Here is a 26811-nt window from a genome sequence, read left to right as displayed (position 1 = left end):
TTTTTTCGCCTATAGTGAGCTCCGCCCTAAAATTAAAATCTGTATCTTCTAAAATTAGGTTTTGAGCGTTCTATTATTCATCGATTTGCAGATTTTTTACGAATTGAGCTTACTAAAAACGGAAATGTAATTGGTTTAATTGTTTGATTTTTAGTTTTTTATGATTAAATTTAATAGCAACTTTGGCTAGGGTTGTTTTTATCGCTATTAAAACTTTAACATCATGAAAAATCTCTGTCTTCTATTCTCGTGTTTTATTCTTTTTTATTTGTTTTCCTGTAAGCCCAATTTGGTAGGGCTAGGCGAAAAAACATATAGTCCGCAACTCGATAAAATCATGGTTGAGCAATTGGGCATAAATGATTCGGTAAATATTGTTCCACCGCAATCATTTATGGTACAAAGAAATTTAGTGAATAATGGTAATGCCGATGTGAATGCTTCCTATGTGATTAGAGATAGAATTCAACCTATGGTGTTTCAGGCTATTGTTGGCAATTATGGTTTCGATACCATACCCAACACAACTATTTATGAAGAAACCATTAATGGACCACAACTGGCAAGTTCGGCACAAGATTCCATTTCCTTTGGTCCAATTGGCCCGTTGGGATGTGGCATGTATAAGGAGACCATCACCATTGATACGCTCAATACAGTTGATGAATCGAATGAATTTGACAATCAATCCGTTCACTATTTTTTCGTACCAAGCACTCAAAATTTTAGTGTAACCAAGAATGAAATATTAACTGGAGTGCCTCATGATTCGGGCAAAATTGTAACAACAGTTTTTACGGTTACTGCCGGGCCAACATTTTCTGTTGAATATGCGCACTTTACTTATGTTTCCACTGAAGGCTCAAAAGCTGTTACTTTTCCCGCTCCACCGGTTAACATACCGGCAGGAACTTCCTTAGATATAAGTATGGAAATTGAAGTAATCGAGCATAAGTTTACTTCGGGTTTTGAATCCAGTATTTATGGAAAGATTACCACTATTTCTGAAGATGGTTGTATTATAAAGCACGAAGGGGCTAAGGTGTTTGTAGAACATTCAAATTAGCGAGAAAAAGGTTTAAAACTAAATCCCGAGCTTTTTAGCTTGGGATTTTTTATTTTAGCATAATGAACCAAACTAAGGTATTTCTTTTAATTGATGGCGAACGCCCCGAAACGCTTCCCGATTTGTCGAGCTACGATTTGGTGTGCGCTACCGATGGGGCTTATCGGTTTTTAATGGAAAAGGCAGTTGTTCCCGATTTTATAAGCGGAGATTTCGACTCGTTGGAAGAGCTTCCGAAAAGCATTGAGGTGATTGAAACCCCAGACCAAAATTATACCGATTTTGAAAAGATTTTGAAGATTCTTTTTGAAAGAGGTTATAAAAACATCCATGTGTTTGGTGCCAGCGGAAAGGAGCAAGATCACTTTTTAAGCAACCTGCACATCGCTATGGTTTGGCGAAATGATTTGAACCTTATTTTTTTTGATAATTACGGCTATTACTTTTTAGCCGAAAACACCACCGAAATAAAAAACAGTAAGGGTAAAACTGTGTCCTTAATTCCGTTTCCCGAAGCTAAAGGCATTACCACTCAGGGACTAAAATACCCCTTAACCAACTCAACCCTAATTTTTGGAGAAAAAATTGGTGAGCGTAACCTTGCTATTGCAAACCACGTAACCATTCGGTTTAACAGCGGTTTTTTGTTTGTGTTTGTGAACAAATGCAAGTAGGTTTAACTTGTTGAAAAACATAAGGGTATGCTAAAAAAAACAAGAATATAAAACCGAAGATCTAAATAATTTCTGTAATTTTGGAATAGAGCCTAAATACAGCAATTATGGAAAATAAGCAGGTAGAAGTGATTTTTAATCCAACTTCCGATTTTTTTGATAAAAATGACCCTAGATGGGCACAACAAAAAAACTTGTTGGTTAGCGATTTACAGGGCCGGGCAACAAAGGTGGAAAAAAGAATAGACCCCGTGGAAGGTATGAAAGGTGGGCTAGAAACCTTAATAGTTACCATCGGGCCGGCAGTAGTCACCGGTATAGTTGATATTATTAAAGCTTGGCTGGCTAGAGATCGTTCCACAAAAATCGAATTGTCTGCAAATATTGACGGAAAGACGGTGTCGATTACCGCCGATGCTAATGGTATCGATAAAAATACCTTAAAGCAATTTCTCCAAAAGGCTATAGATAAAACAGCATGATATGGATGCGACCTATAAAGCGATACTCATTGCTAACAATGAATTCCCAGAGGATCCCCACGGATTACCTAAGCTTAATGGGCCTGCAAACGACATAAAAATTTTAAAAGAAGCCCTTTGCAATCCCGAAAAGGGTTTGTTTGAGGAAAAAAATATTACAACGCTTTTAAATGCCACATCGGGTGAAATTTTATCAGCCTTAGAGCAGTTTTTCAAAAGCTTAAAATATACCGACCAATCCTTATTTTATTATAGCGGACATGGATTGCAGGACAGAATGAGCCGACTGTATTTGTGCGCCAAAAACTCAAAAAAAGATTCCCTGATTTCTACAACAATTTCTGATAATGCATTAAATATGCTTTTGGAATCTTGCCAAACTAGAAAACATATTTTAATATTCGACTGCTGCCACAGCGGCGGATTTAAAGGTGGCGATTTACCCCAGTCGTTACAAGGCGAAGGCCGTTTTGTGATTACAAGTTCAACTTCCGAAGAATTGACCACCGATACCGATAATCCCGATGGGCCAAGTCCGTTTACAAAATACCTCCACGAAGCGCTTTTAAGTGAAGGGATTGATCAAAATCAAGATGGGTACGTTAGCGTTAATGAGGTTTACGAGTATATTTTTCCAAGAATTTACAAGGAAACCAAACAACGTCCGCAACGGAAATTTGGCGATACCTCGGGGGATCTTCCGCTGTGTAAACGAAAAGTTTTGGTTCAAAGCCCGTTGAAACCGGAAAAAGTTGAAAACAAAACCCTGAATTTGGGCAGTGGGAAACCAAAGCTTAACGTATCGGAGCAACGGATAGACCATTTAGCGGTTAAAGCCAATGAAAAATTGCTCGATGAAATTATAGATGTTTTTAATGAAGGCAGTGGAGAATTGGATTGGGAGGCCACCTGTGATTGTGATTGGATAGCTATTGAAACCCATGATACCTATATAAAGCTCAAATTAACACCGAAAGCAGGGATGAACCGTGGGAGCATTAGGGTAAAGGATAAAAGCGGCGGAGGCTCTAAAACCATTAGGGTAACGGTGGAAAAATTAGAACCACTAATTGTAAAACCGGAGCAAGAAAAGACAGCCGAACCCCAAAAAAAGGAACAACACGTTTTGGGTAAAGATTCCTCTGTGCGTTCAACAAAGCTGTTGGTTTTTAAGGATGTGAAAATGCGACACATCAACCAAGCGAAAGCAGTGGTGGATAATTCTGAGCAATCTGGTGTGATTGAAGTGTTTTCAGATCGAATTGAATTTGTTGGCGACGTTAAAATTACTATTAAAGATATTGATGTTTTAGATTATTATCCGCAGGACATCAACCCCGGTTATACCTATAATTACATGGGGATTTCTGGGAATTATGATGGGGTTAAGAAAATGATGTATTTCTATGTGTTCAGTTGGTTTGGAGCCGGACAGACTTGGAAAATGGCGGAACAGATTTATGGGTTGATCAAAAATAAAAAACTCGCCGTCGAACCTAATTTTACAACGCATATTAATAATCCGCCCAATCAAAATACAAACTCAAATACGCAACCTCCGGAAAACCCACCGCCCCCGCAAAACAATATTTATATGCCCGGGGCTTGGAATATTTATATTTATCAATTCGGCCAGCAAATATCTTATTTAAATCTTTATTTCAACGTTGGGGGAGCCCTGAGTGGAACGCAACAAAGTGTTGATGGTTTCTCGCAAATAAGTGGCACTTGGGGCTACAATCCGTACAACAAATTATTGTCTTATAATGTTATGGTTTCCCTCTTTAGTGGTACTGTTCCGGATAGTGGAAGTGTAAGCCTTCAAATGGATCCCAATGGTAACATTTCCGGTACAGATCTATTGGGACGGCGATGGACGCTGCAAAAAACGGGAAATTAGTTTGTTGTTTTTTTAAAAGTATTTGGGTCACTGAAATTAAATTTGATTGTCTGTTTTGATAATACCTTGTTTTCGTCATGCTGTCCCGATAGTTATCGAGCTTGATTCAGGATCTCATATTGTTTGTAGATTACCATTTTAAGATGAGACCCTGAAACAACACTTCGACTACGCTCAGTGTGACAATTCAGGGTGACGGGCAATTTTATGATTGAGAACGGGTGTTCTTAATTAAATTAATGAAAATGAATTTTAGGCAGGTAATTGTTGTAAAATAAACTTCATATCTTAGTGGCAACTAGCGCACCAGTCCGATAGTTTTCAAATAAAGTTAAAACATGACTAAAACCATCAAGTTCGTCATTGTGGGCAGTGGCAATATTGCTTCCACATATCTTTCCGCAGTCAATAATATTTCAAAAGCCGAAGTTGTGGGAGTGGTTTCCCGAAAATCTGAAAAACCAAAAGCTTTAAATCACTTGCCTTTTTTTAAAAGTATTTCGGAAGTAACGATTGATTTTAATGCGGTTATAATTTGTACACCAAACGGATTGCATCATATTAGCGCTGTTGAAGCAGCCAACAAAGGAAAGCACGTGCTTTGCGAAAAGCCCATCGATATTACTTTGGAGGCTATCGATAAAATGATTGAAGCCAGTAAAAAAAACGATGTGAAATTGGGTGTAGCGTATCAACGGCGCTACAGTTCAGACAATCCCATTGTAAAAAAAATGATTGATTCGGGTGAATTGGGACGTGTTTTTTCAGTGGATTTATCGGTCAAGAACTATCGAGATGATGCTTACTATGATTCCGCTCCTTATCGGGGAACGTATAAAATTGATGGTGGTGGGCCATTTATTCAGCAAGCTTGCCATTATATCGATTTATATTATTGGTTCTTTGGAAAACCCAAAAAACTGGTGAGTCAATTAGGGACTTTCGTTCACGATATTGAAGTGGAAGACCACGGTGCGGCTATTTGCCTTCACGATTCTGGAATGATTGGAACCATTACCGCATCAACGGCCACAAAACCCGGTTTTCCTGCGAAAATGGAAATTTACACTAGTAAAGGCTATTTGATTTTAGATAACGATGTGATTACTCACTGGGATATTGAAGGTGTTGAAAACCCAACAGCGCAAACCCCAAACGAAAATACCCATACAGGTGCAGCTACGGCGGCCGTGGCCGATACCACTAATCATGAAATGATTTTAAACGATTTTATTGCTGCGATACAAACTGGCGGTGATTGCTTAATTTCTGGCGAATCGGCCAGAAATGCCACCGAAATGATTTTGGAAATTTATAATAGCCAGTTTTGATTTTCAAATTCCAAAGGGCTAAATTCCAAATTTCAAAAAAGAGATGCTTCGACTGCGCTCAGCATGACAAACTTCTTGCTTCCAGCTTTCAAACTTCACAATAGTTCATTCCATGCCTTCAGGGTTAAATTTTATTTTAACGAAACGTTGGTTTTTCAGGTTGTCTATATCTTGACCAAACATAAGTAAGGTGTCATCGCTCATCCAATTATACAGTAAGGGTCTAATGGTGATATCTTCCAGTTGAAAATTTCTAATTAATGGTTTTCTAATATAATCGCCTGTATTGAGGTTTAAATCTGTGGCAATAAACGCGCGGTCAAAATCTGTAAAATAATTGGCTAAATGGCCACTTTTGTGGTTTAGGTTCTTTTCGCTGCAATTGTACAACAAAAATAAATGGTTGTTTTTGCATATTGGAAAATACGAACTGTAAATGGGCACATTGGGTTTGTCGTTTCTTTTTCCGATTTTTTTAGCCCAAATCAGGTCACCATTGGCGTCTAGTTTAATGGCGGCAATATTATGGTGGTAGTAGGTTGTGGCATAATTGTAAGTGTAAGACCAAACTTGTTCGGCTAAAACGAGTACTTCATCATTATCGAGTTTAAGGGTTTGTTGAAGAACATAATTTTGATTTTCCCTTTTTCCGTCGTTATATTTTTCAATGGCTTTGTTTTTTTTCTTGCCATCTTCAAGTAATTGCGCAAAAAACTCAGCCGAAAGTGGGGTGTGCTTAGAGTAAATTTTTTCACCTGTATTCAAGTTAATTTTAGAACTGAAAACCCCTGTCATGGCGTATATGTTCTTTTTTGAAGTTAGCCCAGATAAAATTAATTCGTTGTCGTTTATTAGCGTAATATTAAGATTTCTTAAGTGAACTTTGGGCGACCTTACGGTAGAAAGTAGGTTAAGCTTTTCGGGTTCTACTTTGTAAAGAAGGTATTCGTATCGTTTGTTGTTTCCGTCGGCTAATATTTTATAGGAATCATACTTTTTACAAAGAATGAAAAGCTCATTTTTATTGTTTATAAATATCTTGCGGAATGAAAGCACGTCGTTTTTAAATGGCAATTCGTATGACGAAATAGATTTTTCATTAAAACTGGAATCGAATGTTTGAACCCTGATTTTTGCCGTTTCTTTGTTTTTATTCGGGATGGTGTAAAATAGAAAAATGGTGTTTTCATCTTCACTGATCATAAATCGGCTTAACGAGTTTCTGGCACTTTTGGTGTCATTTTCAATGGTAGTGATTAACTGTTTTGGGCCTAACGAAAACGTTTTTAAATCGGTATTTTGGTAGTAGAATGTTTTGCCTTCATCTGTAAGCAGATAAAAAACGTGGGTTATGTTGTCCTTTATTTTTACAAGCCCCAATGAATTAAATTTACCTTCGTAGGTGTCGTCCTTTAAATTGATTTCCTTTCCGGAAGGTGTTAAATCTAGGTTGAATTGCCTTAAATACATATCGTCGCCTTGGCCGTATTTCCCTTCGGAATAAAGTAGATAATAACCGTTTTCGTCTTTGCCAATAATATCTATCGGTATTTCGCGCTTATCATTTTTAAATACGCTTCCAAATTCAACCGAAATATCCCGTTGCGCATGGTTTAATTGTACAAAAAACAATAGAATTAAGGCGAGTATAGGCTTTCTCATAAAAGTGTTGTAAAAAGTTATTGAGGTAAATGTAGGAAAAAAATAGAGTTTTTGTTTGACTACCTATTTAGGTTAGTCATTTACCTCAAAAGCCTTCATTTCTTCTGGTGGTTCCAAAGTGTCTTCGCTTTCCCAAAGGGTTTTATCGAACTTGCTTAAAATTTGGTATTCGCCTTTTTTGGTTTGTTCGATGTTAGCAAATTCGCTCTGGCTGAGTTTACTATTTTGGGAAAACAGCATTTCTTTTTTAATGGTATTGCGGCCTTCAATTTTAAAAGTCAATCCTATTTTATGTTTAGCAGTGCTGTTTTCAATAAGTTTTAAATCACGGCTTACATAAAAATAGCTGCCGGTGGTTTGTTTGATGTATTTTGGGTGATAGATGTTTTGGGCGTTTTTTTCAAAAAGTAGAGTGCCCTCATCAACATTGGCAATATATTTAACGCCCAAAAGTAGTTTAAGGTTCAGTTTGCTGCCGTGTCTGTTTTTATAAAAGCCGTAGTCCAAACGGGTTATGGCATAAGTGGAGTGGCTCACATAAATTTTGCCCGCATGTTTACTTTTTCCGCGTCGTGGCTCAAATTGTATAATGTAAGTAGGCTCGTTGTTGCTCTGGGTAATATCCTCAAAAGTAAATTCATAAAGATTGCTATCGGTAATTTTGTTTAAAAAGGAGTTTTCGAAAAACTGCGCATGCCTTAATAAATGGCGAGTATCGTTATTGAGATGTTTCACTTCAAATTCATTTTTGTTATTTTCTTTGAGCACCTCGTCCGTCAGTGACAACGAATCCTCAATTTTAAAAATACCTGATTTAAGTTTGTAGGTTTTGGTGGTATCCAGATAGGTTAAAACCAAATTTTGTGCCTTTTGTTGGATATCTTCAATCGAGAGGTCGTTTTTGTAATCCAACAATTTTGTGGCTTTTTGCACCGAAAGTTTGCTGCTGTCTAAATTAAACGTGGCGAGTTCGCCCTTAATATCGGTAAAATGCACCATATCGCTTTCGCGGATTTTTTGGGAGAGAGTATGCATATTCGCATTCAATTTTTCAATATTTGTTTTACTGATGTGTGATGCCTTTTCAATTTCAAAATCCAAGTTTTCAAAGTTGGTCTGTTCAGAATTCCTTCTGAAAATAGGGTGACGGTTAAGGTCGTAATCGTAGTTTTTGCTGATGTTGCGCCTCACTTCGGCTATAATCGAATCGGCATTCGGTATTTTATTGCTGATCAATACTTCGCTAAGTTGGTTAACGGCATCGGCCAATTCGATCGTGAAATTGGATTCTTGTATTTGTTGTACCGAAAGCGTTCTGTTTTGGTAGCCCATGCACGAAATGGTGATGGGGGCATTTTGGTTTTGAATGGTGAAATAACCCTCGTCGTTAGAAATAACGCCGCTGTGCGCACCCGTTTTAACGGAAGCATACGCAATGGGTCCACCGTTGTTTTTAGAGATGACTCTAGCGGTAATCGCTTGCGCAAACCCCGAAAAAACAAATAGACCGAAGGCCATAAACAAAATCGCTTTTTTTGCCATAAAATTTAATCCATGCCCGTTTTGGGCTTTTCTAACTATCAAACGATTGAAGATGGATTATGTTACTAAAATGGCAAAATAATAAAGGTAGGGTGTTCTTTTGTAAAATAGTAATTAGGTTTGGTAGAATTGTTCAAGTTTCAACTTTGGTTATTAATAACCTTCTTATATTTAAAGAGAAATAATAGAATACATCAATAAAATTCAATAAGAATGAAAAAAGGTTTACTATACAAAGTGGTTACTTATCCGGGATTAATAGCTCTAAAAGAAGGTTTTGGAGTACTGCTGAATTTTGAAGGGTATAACTTCTCTGTTAGAGTGCAGCAACATGCAACTGTATTGGAAATTTTGGACTATAACAATGATATAATCACAAATAAAATATCAGGCAATCAAACTGAGAGTAATTTAAAAAAGAATAGGATAGAAGTATCGGATAAAAAATTTTTTGTTCAAATTGAAAATTCAAAACTTATTGTTGAAAATATCGGAAAAAACTGTAACTCCTACAGGACAAGAGATATGACAAATTTATTGTTTGAAATAGAAGTGGATGATATTGAAAAAACTAATAATTTAGAGGAGAAGTTTGCGGAAATATTAAAGTATTTCCTGAAGATTTACAGAGTGAAATCAGGTGATATTTATTCAAAATTTCCTGATGATTTGAATCACGAATTGATTGTAACAAGAGAGGGTAAAATTTTATATTCGAAAGAAGAATTGGGTATGGCGATTAATAAAAGGTTAAATGCAGAAAGAAGTGTTTCGCTAGGTATTAAAAGTTTGAAAATGCCTAATTCTTTTACAATAGGCTCAAAAAGAAACATGGATTTTGATAAAAATGGTGAGGTGATAAAAAAATTTATAGATTCAAAAAATAAGATTTCACAAATTGATGAATTTTATCTCAAAGCAAAAGAAGAATTTTACGTTAACAACAATTATAAATACGGTATTTTAGAATTATTTACGATGATTGAGGTTCTTATTGTAGATAAGTTAACCAAATATAAATTAGCTAACGGTGTTTCAAAAAAGAGGCTCAAAGATTTTAAAAAAGATATACCCATAAGTTATCTAATTAATGTTGAATTGCCACTTATTCTAAATAACATAACAGATTACGATAGAGGGGTTTTGGGTAAAATAGATAGTATCCGTAAAATCAGAAACGATATCGTTCATGAAAACAAGAAGCCGACCAAAGAGGAATGTGAGTTTGCTTTTAAAGCTGTAAATGATTTTTTGGGTATACTGAATAAAAACCGATTGTAGTCATAGCTAAATAATTTTGCTTGATTAATTATTAGTCAGTCTGATAAATATCCTACTAAATAGTTACATTTGCACTCGCAAAAGCCCATCCTCTTTCCTTCCCAAAAGGAAGGTTGTGTGATGGAGAAGTTTAATGTATAATTTAATTTACCCGAATTTGTTCCCTTTCCTTTGGAAAGGGCTAGGGAAAGGCTTATGAAAGCAGGTATTGTAGGATTACCAAACGTAGGAAAATCAACGTTGTTTAATTGTTTGTCTAACGCTAAAGCGCAAAGTGCCAACTTTCCGTTTTGTACTATTGAACCTAATATTGGTGTGGTAAACGTACCAGACCCAAGATTGGAAAAACTGGAATCGTTGGTGAAACCAGAACGTGTTATTCCTGCAACTGTCGAGATTGTTGATATTGCCGGATTGGTAAAAGGCGCCAGTAAAGGCGAAGGTTTGGGCAATCAGTTTTTGGCTAATATTCGTGAAACCGATGCGATATTGCATGTGTTGCGTTGTTTTGAAAATGATAATATTGTGCATGTTGATGGCAGCGTAAACCCCATTCGCGACAAAGAGACCATCGATATGGAATTGCAGCTTAAGGATTTGGAAACTGCTGAAAAAAAGCTGGACAAAGTTAAGCGTGCCGCAAAAACGGGGAGTAAAGAAGCCCAAGCGGAAGAGGCTGTATTGTTGAAAATTAAAGCCGGTTTGGAATCAGGAACTTCGGTTAGAGCCTTGGAGTTTTCGGAAGATGATTATGCCGATTACGTAAAACCCAACCAGTTTATTACTGATAAGCCTGTAATGTATGTTTGTAATGTGGATGAAGGTGCTGCGGTTTCGGGAAATGCATTTGTTGAAAAAGTAAAGGAAGCCGTAAAAGATGAAAACGCCGAAGTTTTGGTTTTGGCCGTTGGAACGGAAGCCGATATTAATGAATTGGACGACTACGAAGAGCGCCAAATGTTTTTGCAGGATATTGGATTGGACGAGCCAGGTTCAGCAAAATTAATCCGTGGCGCCTATAAATTATTGAGCCAACAAACTTATTTTACCGCAGGTGTAAAAGAAGTACGTGCATGGACGGTTGCTATCGGGGCTACTGCGCCACAAGCGGCCGGCGTCATTCACACCGATTTTGAAAAAGGATTTATCCGAGCAGAAGTGATTGGTTACGACGATTACGTTAACTTTGGAAGTGAAGCCAAGGTAAAAGAAGCTGGTAAAATGCGCGTTGAGGGAAAAAACTACATTGTAAAAGATGGTGACGTGATGCATTTCTTGTTTAATGTTTAAAAAGTACTAGCCCCTAGTGTCTATCAATTAAATTTTATAAAACCTTAGCATTTTAAAGTGAATTAATTATATGTTGTGTGTCCTAAAAAAAAGACTTTTTAGGTAATGTTCCATAGCTTAAAATGAGTGTATTAAAATGCCTATAATTAAACTTGAAACCGAAATCAATGCCGATATCAAAACATGTTTTGATGTAGCCAGAAATATTGATATCCATCAAGAATCATTAAGGTTTTCCGAAGAAAAAGCAATAGCAGGAAAAATATCTGGCTTAATAAGCCAAGGTGAATGGGTAAGCTGGGAGGCGAAACACTTTGGGGTAGTACAGCATTTAACTTCAAAGATAACTGAATTTGATGCGCCCTATTATTTTGTAGACGAAATGGTGTTCGGCGCCTTTAAGTCGTTTAAGCATGAGCATAGGTTCAGGGAAGAAAATGGAAAAACCGTAATGACCGATATTTTTGACTTCAAATCGCCTTACGGAGCACTTGGGAAATTGGCAAATGTGTTGTTTTTAAAGCGTTATATGTTCAAATTGTTGGAAAGACGAAATCGTTTTTTAAAGGAAAAAGCCGAAGCCATAGCTAAAAACCAAATAGGAGCAAAGCTAGTACTTAGCTGAACGTCGTAAAACGCTACGACTTATATTGCTTGTTTATTTGTGCCGTTTTTATTTTAGTTGAATGAAATCAAAAAAATCATTCGTTTACGGCATATTGCTCGGTATTTTGGGTATCGTGCTATTTTCTTCAAAAGCGGTTATGGTCAAATTGGCCTACAAATATGATGTGGATGCGCTGAGTGTTTTGCTATTGCGTATGTTGTTTTCGTTTCCGTTTTATTTGGTCATAGCCATTATTTACAGCAGAAAGAAAAGTGAAGTAAGTATTTTAGGAAAAGATTACGCTTGGGTGCTGTTTTTCGGTTTTTTGGGTTACTATTTGTCCAGTTATTTCGATTTTGTTGGCTTAGAATATATATCGGCAAGCTTAGAGCGCATCATTCTGTTTTTGTATCCCACCATGGTTTTGGTGTTCAATAAAATCTTTTTGCAAAAGCCTATCACAAAAATTCAAATTATCGCTATTGCATTGAGCTATTTGGGTATCATTGTGGCCTTTTGGGGAGAGGCGGCAGTAACAGGAAAAGAGGCCTTTATCGGTGGGATTTTAATTTTGCTTTGTGCCATTACGTATGCCACTTATTTGGTGGGCAGTGGGTGGTTGATCCCAAAGTTGGGTGTGGTAAGGTTTACATCGTATGCTATGTTGGTGTCCTGTGTTTGCGTGTTCATTCATTATGGCGTTTTTTCAAGAACAAACATTTTAAATTTAAGCTGGCAAGTCTATTTGCTTGGGTTTTTAATAGCCATTTTTGCAACGGTAATTCCGTCGTATTTGGTTTCAGAAGCCATCAACCGAATCAATTCCTCAAATTTTGCCGTTATTTCAGGTATCGGGCCTATTTCAACCATTGTTTTGGCTTCCATTTTTTTGAATGAACATTTAACACTCATGCAGTGGATTGGTGCTTTTGGGGTTATTGTTGGGATATGGCTAGTGTCAATAAAAAAGAAGTCGTTTGCCTAAATTTGGTTTCTCAACAAATCCTGCTATATTGTTAATTATTTTGTGTTGGGGCTTTTTCATTTTTTAAATGGTTATATTATATTAGCAACCCCTCACGAAAATTCACTTAAATAGATTTATGGCGGAAGAAACCAAATATACCGAAGACAATATACGTTCGTTAGACTGGAAGGAGCATATTAGAATGCGTCCGGGTATGTATATTGGTAAGTTGGGTGATGGCAGTTCGCCAGATGATGGTATTTACATTCTGTTAAAGGAAGTTTTGGACAACTCCATTGATGAGTTTGTGATGGGAGCCGGAAAGACCATAGAAATTTCCATCCAAGGGAATAAAGTGATTGTTCGCGATTACGGACGAGGCATTCCGTTGGGTAAGGTGGTCGATGTGGTTTCGAAAATGAACACCGGAGGAAAATACGACTCCAAGGCCTTTAAAAAATCGGTAGGATTAAATGGGGTGGGTACCAAGGCGGTTAACGCACTTTCAACTTACTTTAGGGTGGAATCGACGCGTGACGGAAAATCGGCTTCTGCGGAGTTCGAACAAGGAAACCTTACCAATGAAGAAAGCCTGGACGATACTTCCCGCAGAAAAGGCACCAAAGTGTCTTTCGTTCCAGATGCTACGATTTTCAAAAACTACAAATTCCGAAGTGAATATGTGGTGAAAATGCTTAAAAACTACGTGTACCTCAATCCGGGGCTGACCATTGTTTTTAACGGTGAAAAATTTTTCAGTGAAAATGGGTTAAAGGATTTATTGAACGAAAACATCAATGAATCCGATTTGCTGTACCCCATCATCCATTTGAGGGGCGACGATATTGAAGTGGCATTAACCCACAATAAAACCCAGTATAGCGAAGAGTATCATTCGTTTGTTAACGGACAAAATACCACTCAAGGAGGAACGCACTTAAATGCATTTCGTGAGGCTTTGGTGAAAACCATTCGCGAGTTTTATGGAAAAAACTACGATGCTTCCGATATTAGGAAATCGGTTGTGGCAGCCATTTCAATAAAGGTGATGGAGCCTGTTTTCGAGAGTCAGACCAAAACAAAATTGGGCTCTACCGATATGGGGGGCGAGTACCCAACGGTACGAACGTACGTTAACGATTTTGTAAAAACCCATCTCGATAATTACCTCCATAAAAATCAAGATACGGCCGATAAAATCCAACGTAAAATTCTGCAGGCCGAACGCGAACGGAAGGAACTTTCGGGAATCCGAAAACTGGCCAGAGATCGTGCTAAAAAGGCTAGTCTGCATAATAAGAAATTACGCGATTGCCGCATACATTTTGGCGATACCAAAAACGACCGAAACCTAGAAACCACTTTGTTTATCACAGAGGGAGATTCGGCTTCGGGAAGTATTACAAAATCGCGCGACGTAAACACGCAAGCGGTATTCAGTTTAAAAGGAAAACCGTTAAATTGCTACGGACTAACAAAAAAAATTGTTTACGAAAACGAAGAGTTCAACCTGCTTCAAGCAGCTTTAAATATTGAGGAATCGCTAGAAGATTTACGCTATAACAATGTGGTTATCGCTACCGATGCCGATGTTGATGGTATGCACATTCGGTTGTTGTTAATTACTTTTTTCCTTCAGTTTTTTCCAGAGGTAATCAAAGAAGGGCACTTGTATATTTTACAAACGCCTTTGTTCCGTGTTCGGAATAAAAAAGAAACCATTTATTGCTATACCGAAGAGGAGCGCATTAACGCTATTGAAAAGTTGAAGCCAAAACCAGAGATAACCCGATTTAAAGGGCTTGGTGAAATTTCGCCCGATGAGTTTAAGCATTTTATTGGCGAAGATATGCGTTTAGATCCCGTGATGCTGGACGATGGCATGTCTATAGATGAATTGTTATCGTTCTACATGGGGAAAAATACACCATCAAGGCAAGAGTTCATCATCGATAACTTGAAGGTTGAACTGGATGTGATAGAAGAATAATCTAAAAAATATAAAACAGTTATGTTGTACAATAAAAATACAAAAAAGAGATCTTACGAACACTTGCATAGGCGCACCAGTAGCGAGCAAGTACATAGATTTCGTAGAGTAGGAAAGGTAATGTTAAGTGGAAAACCTAAAAACAATTATAGTTTTTAATGATAGAAGAAGAAAACGACGACGATTTAAATAAAAACGACGGAGAGCCCCAAGAAACCATAACCCGTGTTACGGGCATGTACAAAGATTGGTTTTTGGACTATGCATCGTACGTTATTTTAGAACGGGCGGTTCCCGCTATTGAAGACGGTTTTAAACCGGTTCAACGTCGTATTATGCATTCTATGAAAGACCTCGACGATGGGCGCTACAATAAAGTGGCCAACATTGTGGGGCATACCATGCAGTATCATCCACATGGCGATGCTAGTATTGCCGATGCCATGGTGCAAATCGGTCAGAAAGATTTGTTGATCGATACCCAAGGGAACTGGGGTAATATTTTAACGGGCGATAGTGCGGCTGCGTCTCGATACATTGAAGCGCGTTTGTCAAAATTCGCTTTAGATGTGGTTTACAGTCCCAAAATTACCGAATGGCAGGCTAGTTATGATGGCCGCCGAAAAGAACCCATCAATTTACCAGTAAAGTTTCCGTTGTTGTTGGCTCAAGGCGGAGAGGGGATTGCCGTAGGGCTTTCCACCAAAATATTGCCACATAATTTTATTGAGCTTATCGATGCTTCCGTAAAGCATCTGCAGGGGAAACGATTCACGTTGTTACCCGATTTTCCAACGGCGGGAATAGCAGATTTTTCCAACTACAACGATGGGCTAAGAGGAGGAAAGGTTCGCGTTAGGGCACGTATTTCTCAGGTAGATAAAACTACTTTGGCCATAACCGAATTGCCCTTTGGTACGACCACATCCTCGTTAATCGATTCTATTTTAAAAGCTAACGATAAGGGCAAAATTAAAATCAAGAAAATTGAGGACAACACGGCCGCCGAAGTAGAAATACTGGTGCATTTGCCCTCAGGTTTATCTCCCGACAAAACCATCGATGCGCTGTACGCCTTTACCAATTGCGAAAGTTCCATATCGCCTTTGGGATGCGTTATTGAAGATAACAAGCCTTTGTTTATAGGAGTTTCAGAAATGCTGAGAAGGAGTACCGATAATACGGTTCAGCTGCTAAAGCAGGAACTTGAGATTAAACTTGGCGAGCTTGAAGAACAGTGGCATTTTGCGTCGTTGGAGCGTATTTTTATTGAAAACCGCATTTACCGAGATATTGAAGAAGAAGAAACTTGGGAAGGGGTTATAAAGGCCATCGATAAAGGTCTTCAGCCACATATCAAACATTTAAAACGCGCGGTTACCGAAGAAGATATTGTTCGTTTAACAGAAATTAGAATTAAGCGAATTTCTAAATTCGACATCGATAAGGCCCAGCAAAAAATTGATGCTTTAGAGGAAGAGATTGCTCAAGTAAAGCATCATTTGGAACACTTAATCGATTTTGCCATAGATTATTTTAAACGACTGAAAAAAGTTTATGGCGAGGGGCGCGAACGCAAAACCGAAATCCGAATTTTCGATGACGTTGATGCCACAAAAGTGGTTATTAGAAATACCAAGTTATACGTAAATAGGAGTGAAGGTTTTATAGGAACATCGTTGCGGCGCGATGAATACGTGTGCGATTGTAGTGATATTGATGACATCATCGTGTTTACCAAAGAAGGTAAAATGATGGTGACCAAGGTAGATGCCAAAACCTTTGTAGGGAAAGATATTATTCACGTTGCGGTGTTCAAAAAGAAAGATAAGCGCACTATTTATAATATGATCTATCGCGATGGCAAAAAAGGCCCATCATACATCAAGCGTTTTGCTGTAACGAGTATTACGCGCGATAGGGAGTACGATTTAACCAATGGAAACAAAGGCTCTACGGTGTTGTATTTTTCTGCGAACCCGAATGGCGAGGCGGAAGTGGTTACCGTGTTATTGCGCCAGGCAGGCAGTATTAAAAAGCTAAAATGGGATATCGATTTTGCCGATATTTTGATAAAAGGTAGAACCTCAAAAGGAAATTTGGTTACCAAATATGCCGTAAAACGTGTCGAGTTAAAGGAGAAGGGGATTTCAACTTTAAAACCACGGAAAATTTGGTTTGATGACACCGTTCAGCGTTTAAATTTAGACGGACGAGGAGAACTGATTGGAGAGTTTAGGGGTGAAGACAAGCTTTTAATCATTAATCAAAGTGGTATGGTAAAAACGGTTACCCCCGAAGTAACCATGCATTTTGATGACGACATGATTGTTCTGGAAAAATGGGTGCCTAAAAAACCTATTTCTGCCGTTTATTACAATGGCGAAAAAGAACTCTACTACGTGAAACGTTTTCTAATTGAACAAGAGGGCAAGGAAGAGTCTTTTATTTCCGATCACCCTAATTCGCAGCTTGAAATCGTTTCGACCGACTGGAAACCCATGGCTGAGGTTGTTTTTGCTAAAGAGCGCGGAAAGGACAGAAAAGATAACCTTGTGGTCAATCTTGAGGAATTTATTGCCATTAAAGGGATTTCTGCTTTGGGCAACCAACTTACAAAAGATAAGGTTAACCAAATTAATTTACTTGACCCGTTGCCATACGAAGCACCAGAAGAAGTGCATGCCGATGATTTGGAAGTGGTTGATGAAACCGATGTGTCATCAAAAGTTTCTTCTGCACAGCAGGGTCAAAACGTGTCAAATTCCGATAACGGAAAAGGTGATTCTGGTCCGGGAGGCGAAGGGCAAACCACACTGTTTTAACCTTGCGATTTTTTCGTGTTTTTAGTGATTCTAAAATTTAGAAATTCAATAAATAGCGAAAAGGCTATCGCAAAATAAAGGTATCCTTTGGGTATGGCACCCACCTCGTTTCCAAAGAATTTGGTGTGCGAGAGATGTGCGGCTTCTGTAATGAGCATAAAACCAATTAATATTAAAAAAGCTAAGCCCAATATTTGCATACTGGGATGGTTTTTTATGAATTCGCGAATGGGGTTGGCAAACGCAATCATGATAATAATGGAAATAACAACCGCAATTATCATTAAAACTAAGGTGTAGTTGTTGTTGGGGTGTAACCCATTGGTCATGCCTACGGCGGTTAAAATAGAATCGATTGAAAATATAAAATCGATGATCAATATTTGAACCAAGCCTTGCGACAGGCTATTTAGTTTTTTCTGGTTGAGTTGGTTCTGGTCGTGATTGGGGTGTTCTACTTTTTCATGGATTTCAGAGGTGCTTTTGTATATTAAAAACAGTCCTCCAACAAATAATATTACCGCCTGCCAACTTATAGCTATTTGCAGCCAAGACGAATTAAAGGTATAAAAGGGTTCTTTTAAACCGACTAAGAAGCTAACAAAAAATAGAAGCACAACGCGTTGTACCATCGCTAAAATCAATCCGATTTTTGTAGCTTTTGATTGCTGGTGCTCTGGTAATTTGTTTGCGATAATAGAGATAAAAACAATATTGTCAATCCCTAAAATAATTTCTAAAAACGTAAGGGTTAGCAAGGCCATTATGGCATCACTGCTCAAGAAAAAATCTATCAAAATTCAAAAAGTTTATTGATAAATGTAGTGAATATTTAGGTGCGCTTCAATTGTCGCTGTATTTTTTTTATCGCGGATTCAATAGATTTTTCGGGCTCAATTATATTGTATTCGCCCCAAAATCTAGGGTCGGAAAAGCCAGATGCCTTTTCCGTTAAAATGGTTGAGGGCCGTAAAAGCGTATTTTTATTTCTGACCAGTGCAGGGTCTTTTATTTTCCAATCGGTTATGGCCATTTCGCTGCTAAGGGTATATGTGCTGTTGAATAATTTGCCCTTCCAATTAACTTTAAACGTAAGGGATATGTTACTGTAGGCGTAATGCCATTTACCGTTTTGGGTGCGGTAATTTACTCTATAGTTTGCCTCTTTGGGCTGCACATCAACCCTTCTTGGTTTTTTACGCACAAACATTTGGCTGGAGAGGTCTTTATTGGAAACATTTAAGCTGTAAACAGCACTGGTTAGGGCCAAGGTTTTCGCATCAATGTATAGCTTGCCGTAGTAAAGTGGCGTTGAGATATGTTTTTTCTGTTTGAAATCAACAACATATACAAGGTCGTTGTTTACGGTTGTGGGGTGGTCGAAACTAAATTGATACATGGGCATACTTTCTTCCGTAAAAATATACTCTGGATATTTTATAATATCGGTATAAAGGTTGCTAAACGGCCCGCCTTGCAATTTAAGAGCAATGGTGTCTAGTTTCGAGTAGTCGGTTTTTTTTCTGGCCTTAATCAATTCAATATGGTCATTTCTAAAATTGTTATAAGGCTGCTTATGTATTTTTACCACCGCTTCAGATAACGAAGCGTTTTTACGACGTTTTTTTATGGTTTCCCGGTAAAAGGCTGTCATTAACGTGTTGTTATTGTTGTAAATCGAGCTTTTCTTTTTCAAGGTGTTAATTACCAACTCGCGGGCATCTTGGTTTGGTAAGGCAATTAGGCTTACTTCATTAAGCTTTGTAGGGGCGGGTTTGAGTTTTATTTTTTCGTTGTCTTCGAAGGATGCTATGCTCACGGTCATTTTTTCATAACCCAAATGGGATATTTTAATTGAACCATCTAAATAAGCTTCTGGTATTTTTAGTAAGAATTCGCCCTGACCGTTCGTTACGGTGCTAATATTCGTTTTGTCAATAACAATATCGGTAAAAATTAAAGGGGCGTTAGTGTCGGCATCAACAACTTTGCCCTGAATGGCTTTAAAGTTGTCTTCGGTTTGGGTAAAAGCGGTTCCGGCAAACATTAAAAATAATGCTAAGGTCCAGATGAATCGAGAAAAAGTGGAGTGTCGCATGGCAATTGTTTTTCGGTGAAATAATATCTTAAGATACTAAAAAAATCACATTTTTGCAATAGGCTGTTGGTGTTCAGTTGGTTATTGGTGTTGTGGAGTGGGGTTTTATGGAAACATTAAAAACCCTTGGGTAGAACTCTTAACGTTATTTTTAGATTTCAAAAAATAGAATAGCCTTATATTTACACGATTTTAAACCGAAGCATGCAGCACAATTCAATAACGTTTCGTAAAACAGGCTATTTTTCTCCGCTAATCTGTGATTATTTAGATGAAAACCCACAGTTGGCGCCATTTTATAATCGGTTTCCAGAACTGGAAAACTTTAAAAGCCAAATTGAAGAAAAGGGGGCATCGTTTTCAGATGATTCGAGAGCGGTTTTGGTTTCTGCACTTAAAGCACAATACCGTTCGGTAGAGGCTTCACATGAAACACTTCAAAATATTGAGGCGCTCAAATTTTCAAATGCATTTACGGTTACAACGGGGCACCAATTAAATTTGTTTACGGGCCCACTTTATTTTCTGTATAAAATTGTTTCGGCCATAAACCTTTCCAATGAGCTGAAGAAAGCCTATCCCGAATTCAATTTTGTGCCCGTATATTGGATGGCAACAGAAGACCACGATTTTGAAGAGATCAATTACTTCAATTTTAAAGGAAAGAAAATCCATTGGAATAAAAATGCCAGTGGAGCCGTAGGCGAACTGTCCACAGAGGGTTTAGAGGCTGTTTTCAATCTGTTTTCTCAAGATTTGGGGTCCAGTAAAAATGCGGAGAATCTAAAGCACCTTTTTAGCGAGGCTTATTTGAAGCATAATAATTTAACCGACGCCACCCGATTTTTAGCCAATGCGTTGTTTAAGGATTACGGATTGGTAATTGTTGATGGAAACGATGCCGCATTGAAAAAGGAGTTTGTGCCATTTATGGAAGCGGAATTGCTGAAACAAACTTCCTTTAAGCAGGTTTCTCAAACCAATGAACAAATTAATCAACTTCCCGAAAACTATAAAATACAGGTTAATCCGCGCGAAATCAATCTGTTTTATTTAGATCAAAATTTACGTGAGCGCATTGTTTTTGAGGATGGTACTTACAAAGTTTTAAATACCGACCTTTCTTGGAGCAAAAGTGAGATGCTAAAACACCTCAATGAGGTGCCCGAGCGTTTTTCGCCCAATGTAATTATGCGCCCGTTGTACCAAGAAGTGATTTTGCCAAACCTCTGCTACATTGGTGGTGGTGGCGAGCTGGCATACTGGTTTCAATTGAAGCAATTTTTTGAACATGAAAAGGTGCCGTTTCCGATATTGTTATTAAGAAATTCCGTATTGATTCAGTCTGAAAACCAAGCCCAAAAACTTCAAAAATTAAATATATCATCAGAAGATATTTTCCTGAAAAGAGATTCGTTCATAAACAAAAAGGTGCGGGAAATATCGAATATAGATATTGATTTTTCAAACCAAAAGGAACACTTAAAACAACAGTTTGAAGCACTATACCAGTTGGCCAAAGAGACCGATAAATCGTTTTTGGGAGCGGTAAGCGCGCAGGAAACAAAACAATTAAAAGGACTGGAGCATCTTGAAAAGCGGTTGCTGAAAGCCCAAAAAAGAAAGCTCTCTGATGAGGTTGCCAGAATGACCGGTCTTCAAAATGAATTATTTCCAAACCAAAGTTTGCAAGAGCGAAATACCAATTTTTCAGAATTTTATCTGGAATATGGAGAGGATTTAATTGTAAGTTTGGTTAAAAGTTTAGAGCCGCTCAAAAACGAGTTTTCAATCCTTACTTTATAATTATGCACAAAATAGATATTGACTTGGTTGAAATGACCTTGGATGTGATGAAATATGCCATCAACAGAATTTCGGCCGTTGAACACCCTATAGGTAAACCTAAAAAAGAAGAAGAATTAAAAGCACTGGTTGGTGAAACGGTAACGCCCGAAGGCGTTGGCGGCGAATATGCATTTAAGTTATGGCGAAAATATTTGTCTAAAGCCAATGTGCCGGTGGACCACCCGAGAAATTTGGCTTTTGTACCGGCATCCCCCACCAGAGCAGCGGTAATGTTCGATTTAGTGACATCGGTATCGAGTATCCATGGCGCGTACTGGATGGAAGGCGCTGGCGGTATCTTCTGCGAGAACGAGGCCATGCGTTGGATGGTTTCCTTAACCGGATTGCCCGATGGCGCGTTTGGCGTGTTTACCAGTGGCGGTACGGCAGCCAATTTGTCGGCGATAGTAACCGCGCGCGAATTTTGGAGAAAGGATGATACCTATAAGCGCGAAAAGGGATTGATAATTACTTCTATTGGAGCACATTCGTCCATAAAAGCCATGGCCAAGGTAGCCGATGTGGATATTTTATTGGTAGACACCGAAGAGAAGCTTACCGGAGAAGATTTACGAACGACCATAGACAGTTTAAGTTTTTACCAAAGAAAGCGATTGTTTGCGGTGGTAGCCACTGGCGGAACAACCAATGCCGGGATTATTGACGATTTAGACGGTATCGCGACGGTTTGCGAACGCGAGAAACTATGGTTTCACGTCGATGCTGCCTATGGTGGCGGAGCGTTGGTAGCCGATTCGGCCAGGCATTTGTTCAACGGTATTGAGCGGGCAGACAGTATTACTATCGATCCGCATAAATGGATGTTCTCGCCTTACGATTGCGGAGCCGTAATTTACAAAAAACCAGAATTGGCCAAAGAAGCCCATTCGCAACAAGGCTCGTATTTGGATATCTTTAAGGACGAAGGGGCGCACGGTTTTAATCCTACCGATTATCAAATACAGTTAACGCGCCGGGTTAGAGGATTGCCACTTTGGTTTTCGTTGGCTACCCACGGTACCGATAGTTATAAAGTTGCCGTAGAGCGCGGATTGGAGTTGGCACAAATTGCAGGAAAAATGATTGAAGAGAATCCCAATGTTGAATTGGTAAGAGAACCGAGCCTATCCTGTGTGCTTTTCAGAAGGATTGGTTGGCAACCAGAGGACTATAAACACTGGACTTACGAAAACCATAAATCGGGGTTTGCGTTAGTGACTCCAACAAAATGGAAAAATGGAGATACCTTCGAAACCGTGTCTCGCTTTTGTTTTATAAACCCCGATACCACCGAAAAAGATATCCAAATGATTTTAGACTCGATGGAGTAGAATTTGTTTAAAAAACATAAGGCTATAATTTTTCAATATAAAATCAATCATTATTTTTGCGCATGCAACATGACAAGGTACTTATTTTAGACTTCGGATCGCAATACACGCAGCTTATTGCACGTAGAGTTAGAGAACTCAACATTTACTCCGAAATACATCCATTTAACAAAATTCCAACAAATATTGAAGAGTACAAGGCAGTCATTCTTTCCGGTAGCCCAAACTCCGTTAGGGGAGAAGATGCTTTGCATCCCGATTTAAGCAACATACGCGGAAAAAAACCCATGTTGGCCGTTTGCTATGGTGCCCAATATTTAGCGCATTTTTCTGGTGGAAATGTAGCGCCTTCAAACACGCGTGAGTATGGTCGGGCTAATTTATCTTATGTTAAGGAGGATGAAGCGTTCTTCGAAAATATTACTTCGGGCAGTCAAGTTTGGATGAGCCATAGCGATACCATAAAGGAATTACCAACAAATGGAGTGCTAATTGCTAGCACGCACGATGTGGAAAATGCCGCCTATAAAATTGAAGGCGAAACCACTTATGCCATTCAGTTTCACCCAGAAGTATATCATTCAACCGACGGGAAACAATTGTTGGAAAACTTTTTGGTGAACATAGCGGGGTTGAATCAAGATTGGACGCCACAGTCTTTTGTTGAAGAAACCGTTGAAGCTATTCAGCAAAAAGTAGGCGACGGAAAAGTGGTGTTAGGGCTTTCGGGTGGTGTGGATTCTACCGTTGCAGCCGTACTTTTAAATAAGGCAATAGGTAAGAACCTATATTGCATTTTTGTAAATAACGGTTTGCTTCGTAAAAACGAATTCGAAAATGTACTAAAGCAGTACGAAGGCATGGGGCTTAACGTAAAAGGAGTAGATGCTTCCGAACGATTTTTGGCCGCATTGAAAGGCATTGAAGACCCAGAGAAAAAACGTAAAGCCATTGGTAATGCGTTTATCGAGGTGTTTGATGATGAAGCCCATAAATTGAAAGATGTGGAATGGTTGGCACAAGGTACCATTTACCCCGATGTTATTGAAAGTGTGTCGGCTACGGGCGGCCCTTCGGCCACCATAAAAAGTCACCATAACGTAGGTGGGTTGCCCGATTTTATGAAGCTGAAAATTGTTGAACCGCTTCGTGCTATTTTTAAAGATGAAGTAAGGCGAGTGGGAGCAACCTTGGGTATTGACCCAGAGCTTTTGGGGCGTCATCCATTCCCAGGGCCAGGATTGGGCATTCGAATTTTAGGCGATATTACTGCAGAAAAAGTAAGGATTCTACAAGAGGTGGATGCGATTTTCATCAATGGATTAAAATCTTGGGGACTATACGACAAGGTTTGGCAAGCGGGAGCGATGTTACTTCCGGTAAACAGTGTTGGCGTTATGGGAGATGAGCGTACGTACGAAAAATGTGTGGCATTGAGAGCCGTTGAAAGTACCGATGGGATGACCGCCGATTGGGTAAATTTGCCATATGAATTCCTGCAAAAAACATCAAACGATATAATAAACAAAGTAAAAGGCGTTAATAGGGTAGTGTACGACATCAGTTCGAAGCCGCCCGCCACTATAGAGTGGGAATAGTCAATTTGTTTTAACAAAACGGCCTTTTGGCACATTGTATGATTGTTATTTGAAAAGATGTTTTTAATGTCGTCTTTTTAAATAGCAATCAACGTATATAGTCAAACCAGTTGGTGTATTTTGTATATTTATATTTTCTCAATAAAATAGTATGGGTAGATTTCTTTTAGCTTTTTTTCTGGTAATAACATGTGGTTTATCATCGGTAAATGCACAAAATTTTAGTACGCATAAAGTAAAGGCAGGCGAAACCATAGAAGAGGTTTCAAAAAAATATTTTGTTTCTCCTTATGATATTTATGAGCTTAATCCAGATGCCAAAAACGGACTGAAAGCGAATACCATACTTATTATCCCTTTGTCAAAAGCGAAGCAGCCAAAGGTTACTGTTACCAAAGAGCTGCAAGGTTTTAAAGAACATAAAACCAAAAGAAAGGAAACCCTTTACAGTTTGGCAAAAGAGTATGGGGTAACTGAAGACGATATAAAAAAACACAATACGTTTTTATATGCTAATCCTTTAAGAAAAGGCGATAGAATTCAAATTCCAGTGTATAAAACCACAGAGAAAGTTGAAGTGATAGAGCCTACAAAAACCTATGTGGTAAAACCCAAAGAAGGAAAATGGCGCATAGCCTATAAGTTTGGGATTTCGGTAAATGAGCTGGAAGCGTTAAACCCTGGTATGGCCGAAGTTTTAAAAGTAGGACAAGAAATTAATGTGCCTAACTTAGCTTCAAGTGAAGAAAAAACAGTCGATGAGAAATATGGGTATTATAAGGTGTTGCCCAAGGAAGGGTTTTATCGTTTAAAACTTAAACTAGGTTTAGAACAAAGTGACCTTGAAAAATTGAACCCAGGCCTAAAGGAAACCGGATTAAAAGAAGGTATGATTTTAAAAATACCTTACACCGCTACTACGGGCAATTTTTCTATCTCAGAAAAAGTTAATTTGGCCGATAGTATTTCAGATTTTAGTACCAAACGTCTTGCAGTTATGCTGCCATTTAGGTTAAATCGCGTGGATTTTGATTCGGTGGCAGATACTAAACGCAGTATAAAAAACGACCCCTATTTAAATACCTCTTTAGATTTTTATACGGGAGTTTTAATGGCTGTCGATTCGTTAAAAACCTTAGGGGTTTCCCTAGAGTTGGATGTGTACGACACCAAAAACGAAATGGCCGAAGTATCGCGTATCATCAGGGAAAATGATTTTGAAAATGTGGATGCCGTAATTGGTCCACTTACGAGTAGAAATTTTGAGCGCGCAGCCTCAGACCTTAAACGATGGCACACGCCAATTGTATCGCCTATTGGTACCGATTTAAGGTTGTATGATAACGTTTTTCAGGCTCGTCCTAATGACAAACTCTTAAAAGCAAAAGCCATTAGTTTTGTAAAGGCCGATTCTTTGGTGTCTAATATTCTAATAATAAGCGATACAAAAAATACTTCAGTTTCCAACGAACTAAAACGCGAGTTCGCTCGGGCAAAACAAATTTTTTCAAGGAAGGATAAAGATGGAAAAGAGGCCTTTTTTGTAACTAGAGATGACATTCTTAGCGCCTTAAAACCGGGTAAAAATATTGTTTTTCTAGAGACAGAAAATGAGGGGTTTGCGGCGAACGTTACCAGTGTTTTGGCTTCCTTAATTCGAAAAGGTAATGATGAAGAAGAGGCAAGAAAGATAGTTTTGGTTACTACCCATTTAAACTCAGCATTTGAGGGTGACCAAATAAATAATACGCATTTGTCTAAACTGCAGTTTCACTTCGCAACGGGGTCGAAGGCCTATAATGAAAACGACCATAGGTTGTTTTTGAAGCAATATGTCGACACCTATAAAATTACTCCAAACAACAAAGCGGTAAAAGGGTTTGATTTAACTATGGATGTTGTGCTGCGACTGGTATCTTCGGGCGATTTGTACCTCTCTGTAAAAAATGCGCCTTTAACCGAGTATATCGAAAATAAGTTTGCTTATAAAAAAGAATTGATGGGCGGTTATTACAACGACTCGGTTTACTTGGTGAAGTACGATAATTTATCTATTGTTGAAGTAAAACAATAGCATGCTCCCCGATAAACAGTTTTTAATCGATTTGGCCCATGCCAAAATGCCTTTTGGTAAGTATGAAGGGCGCTTCCTAATTGACTTGCCAGAGTATTATGTGGTTTGGTATCACAGTAAAGGCTTCCCAAAAGGAAAACTGGGTGATATGCTGAAACAGGTTTATGAACTAAAGCTCAACGGACTGGAAGACCTTATTCGGAATATTAAAAGACAGTACCCTAAAAAATAACCATCAACCCTAG

Annotated in this window: 20 protein-coding genes; 16 read left to right on the top strand and 4 right to left on the bottom strand. The window is 38.4% G+C overall.

Annotation, left to right across the window (positions count from 1 at the left end; all coding sequences use genetic code 11):
- The first annotated feature begins 223 nt into the window (after nt 1-223).
- From HC176_RS12295 to HC176_RS12275, 5 genes are all read left to right on the top strand, one after another.
- Complete coding sequence (locus HC176_RS12295; RefSeq protein WP_167918715.1) at nt 224-1066, top strand: hypothetical protein; 843 nt, start codon at nt 224-226, stop codon at nt 1064-1066.
- A gap of 62 nt (nt 1067-1128) precedes the next feature.
- Nucleotides 1129-1740 (top strand): thiamine diphosphokinase, encoded by a 612-nt coding sequence (locus HC176_RS12290; RefSeq protein WP_167918713.1) that lies wholly within the window; start codon nt 1129-1131, stop codon nt 1738-1740.
- A gap of 107 nt (nt 1741-1847) precedes the next feature.
- Nucleotides 1848-2222 (top strand): effector-associated constant component EACC1, encoded by a 375-nt coding sequence (locus tag HC176_RS12285; RefSeq protein ID WP_167918711.1) that lies wholly within the window; start codon nt 1848-1850, stop codon nt 2220-2222.
- Nucleotide 2223: 1 nt separating this feature from the next.
- Nucleotides 2224-4122, top strand: a complete 1899-nt coding sequence (locus tag HC176_RS12280; protein WP_167918709.1) for a caspase family protein — start codon at nt 2224-2226, stop codon at nt 4120-4122.
- Between the two features lie 338 nt (nt 4123-4460).
- Entirely contained in the window at nt 4461-5453 is a 993-nt protein-coding gene (locus HC176_RS12275; protein WP_167918707.1) for a Gfo/Idh/MocA family protein, read from the top strand.
- A gap of 105 nt (nt 5454-5558) precedes the next feature.
- Here HC176_RS12275 and HC176_RS12270 read toward each other — a convergent pair whose 3' ends face one another.
- On the bottom strand, nt 5559-7115 hold the full coding sequence (locus tag HC176_RS12270) for a hypothetical protein (RefSeq protein ID WP_167918705.1): 1557 nt from the start codon (nt 7113-7115) through the stop codon (nt 5559-5561).
- 72 nt (nt 7116-7187) lie between these two features.
- Nucleotides 7188-8657: a carboxypeptidase-like regulatory domain-containing protein gene (locus tag HC176_RS12265; protein WP_167918703.1), complete on the bottom strand. Its 1470-nt coding sequence runs from the start codon at nt 8655-8657 to the stop codon at nt 7188-7190.
- Between the two features lie 213 nt (nt 8658-8870).
- On the opposite strand from HC176_RS12265, the gene HC176_RS12260 reads away from it, so the two are divergent.
- The 6 genes from HC176_RS12260 to HC176_RS12235 all read left to right on the top strand — a co-directional run bounded on the left by HC176_RS12260 (nt 8871) and on the right by HC176_RS12235 (nt 17617).
- Nucleotides 8871-9938 carry a hypothetical protein gene (locus tag HC176_RS12260; protein WP_167918701.1) on the top strand — a complete coding sequence of 356 codons (1068 nt, stop codon included), beginning with the start codon at nt 8871-8873 and terminating at the stop codon, nt 9936-9938.
- Nucleotides 9939-10133: 195 nt separating this feature from the next.
- Nucleotides 10134-11228, top strand: coding sequence for a redox-regulated ATPase YchF (gene ychF / locus HC176_RS12255; protein ID WP_167918699.1), 1095 nt, complete (start codon nt 10134-10136; stop codon nt 11226-11228).
- A gap of 136 nt (nt 11229-11364) precedes the next feature.
- Nucleotides 11365-11853, top strand: a complete 489-nt coding sequence (locus HC176_RS12250) for an SRPBCC family protein (protein WP_167918697.1) — start codon at nt 11365-11367, stop codon at nt 11851-11853.
- Nucleotides 11854-11914: 61 nt separating this feature from the next.
- A complete protein-coding gene (locus HC176_RS12245) occupies nt 11915-12820 on the top strand; it encodes a DMT family transporter (protein ID WP_167918696.1) in 906 nt (301 codons plus the stop codon).
- Between the two features lie 118 nt (nt 12821-12938).
- A complete protein-coding gene (locus HC176_RS12240) occupies nt 12939-14792 on the top strand; it encodes a DNA topoisomerase IV subunit B (protein ID WP_167918695.1) in 1854 nt (617 codons plus the stop codon).
- A gap of 158 nt (nt 14793-14950) precedes the next feature.
- A complete protein-coding gene (locus HC176_RS12235) occupies nt 14951-17617 on the top strand; it encodes a DNA gyrase/topoisomerase IV subunit A (protein WP_167918694.1) in 2667 nt (888 codons plus the stop codon).
- On the opposite strand, the gene HC176_RS12230 is transcribed toward HC176_RS12235, so the two are convergent.
- Entirely contained in the window at nt 17614-18414 is an 801-nt protein-coding gene (locus HC176_RS12230; protein WP_167918693.1) for a TerC family protein, read from the bottom strand. The genes HC176_RS12235 and HC176_RS12230 overlap by 4 nt on opposite strands.
- A gap of 35 nt (nt 18415-18449) precedes the next feature.
- On the bottom strand, nt 18450-19715 hold the full coding sequence (locus HC176_RS12225; protein WP_167918691.1) for a carboxypeptidase-like regulatory domain-containing protein: 1266 nt from the start codon (nt 19713-19715) through the stop codon (nt 18450-18452).
- A gap of 204 nt (nt 19716-19919) precedes the next feature.
- On the opposite strand from HC176_RS12225, the gene bshC reads away from it, so the two are divergent.
- The 5 genes from bshC (at nt 19920) to HC176_RS12200 (ending at nt 26798) form a co-directional block, all read left to right on the top strand.
- Nucleotides 19920-21521 carry a bacillithiol biosynthesis cysteine-adding enzyme BshC gene (gene bshC, locus HC176_RS12220; protein ID WP_167918689.1) on the top strand — a complete coding sequence of 534 codons (1602 nt, stop codon included), beginning with the start codon at nt 19920-19922 and terminating at the stop codon, nt 21519-21521.
- 2 nt (nt 21522-21523) lie between these two features.
- Nucleotides 21524-22894, top strand: a complete 1371-nt coding sequence (locus tag HC176_RS12215; RefSeq protein ID WP_167918687.1) for a pyridoxal phosphate-dependent decarboxylase family protein — start codon at nt 21524-21526, stop codon at nt 22892-22894.
- 62 nt (nt 22895-22956) lie between these two features.
- Nucleotides 22957-24492 carry a glutamine-hydrolyzing GMP synthase gene (gene guaA / locus HC176_RS12210; RefSeq protein ID WP_167918685.1) on the top strand — a complete coding sequence of 512 codons (1536 nt, stop codon included), beginning with the start codon at nt 22957-22959 and terminating at the stop codon, nt 24490-24492.
- Between the two features lie 151 nt (nt 24493-24643).
- A complete protein-coding gene (locus HC176_RS12205) occupies nt 24644-26566 on the top strand; it encodes a PBP1 and LysM peptidoglycan-binding domain-containing protein (RefSeq protein WP_167918683.1) in 1923 nt (640 codons plus the stop codon).
- Between the two features lies 1 nt (nt 26567).
- Nucleotides 26568-26798, top strand: a complete 231-nt coding sequence (locus tag HC176_RS12200; RefSeq protein ID WP_167918681.1) for a DUF3820 family protein — start codon at nt 26568-26570, stop codon at nt 26796-26798.
- Nucleotides 26799-26811: the final 13 nt, after the last annotated feature.

It is taken from the genome of Tamlana crocina (genome assembly GCF_012037625.1).
The sequence above is the reverse complement of the archived record's forward strand: the minus strand, read 5'-3'. Positions and strand labels throughout refer to the sequence as shown.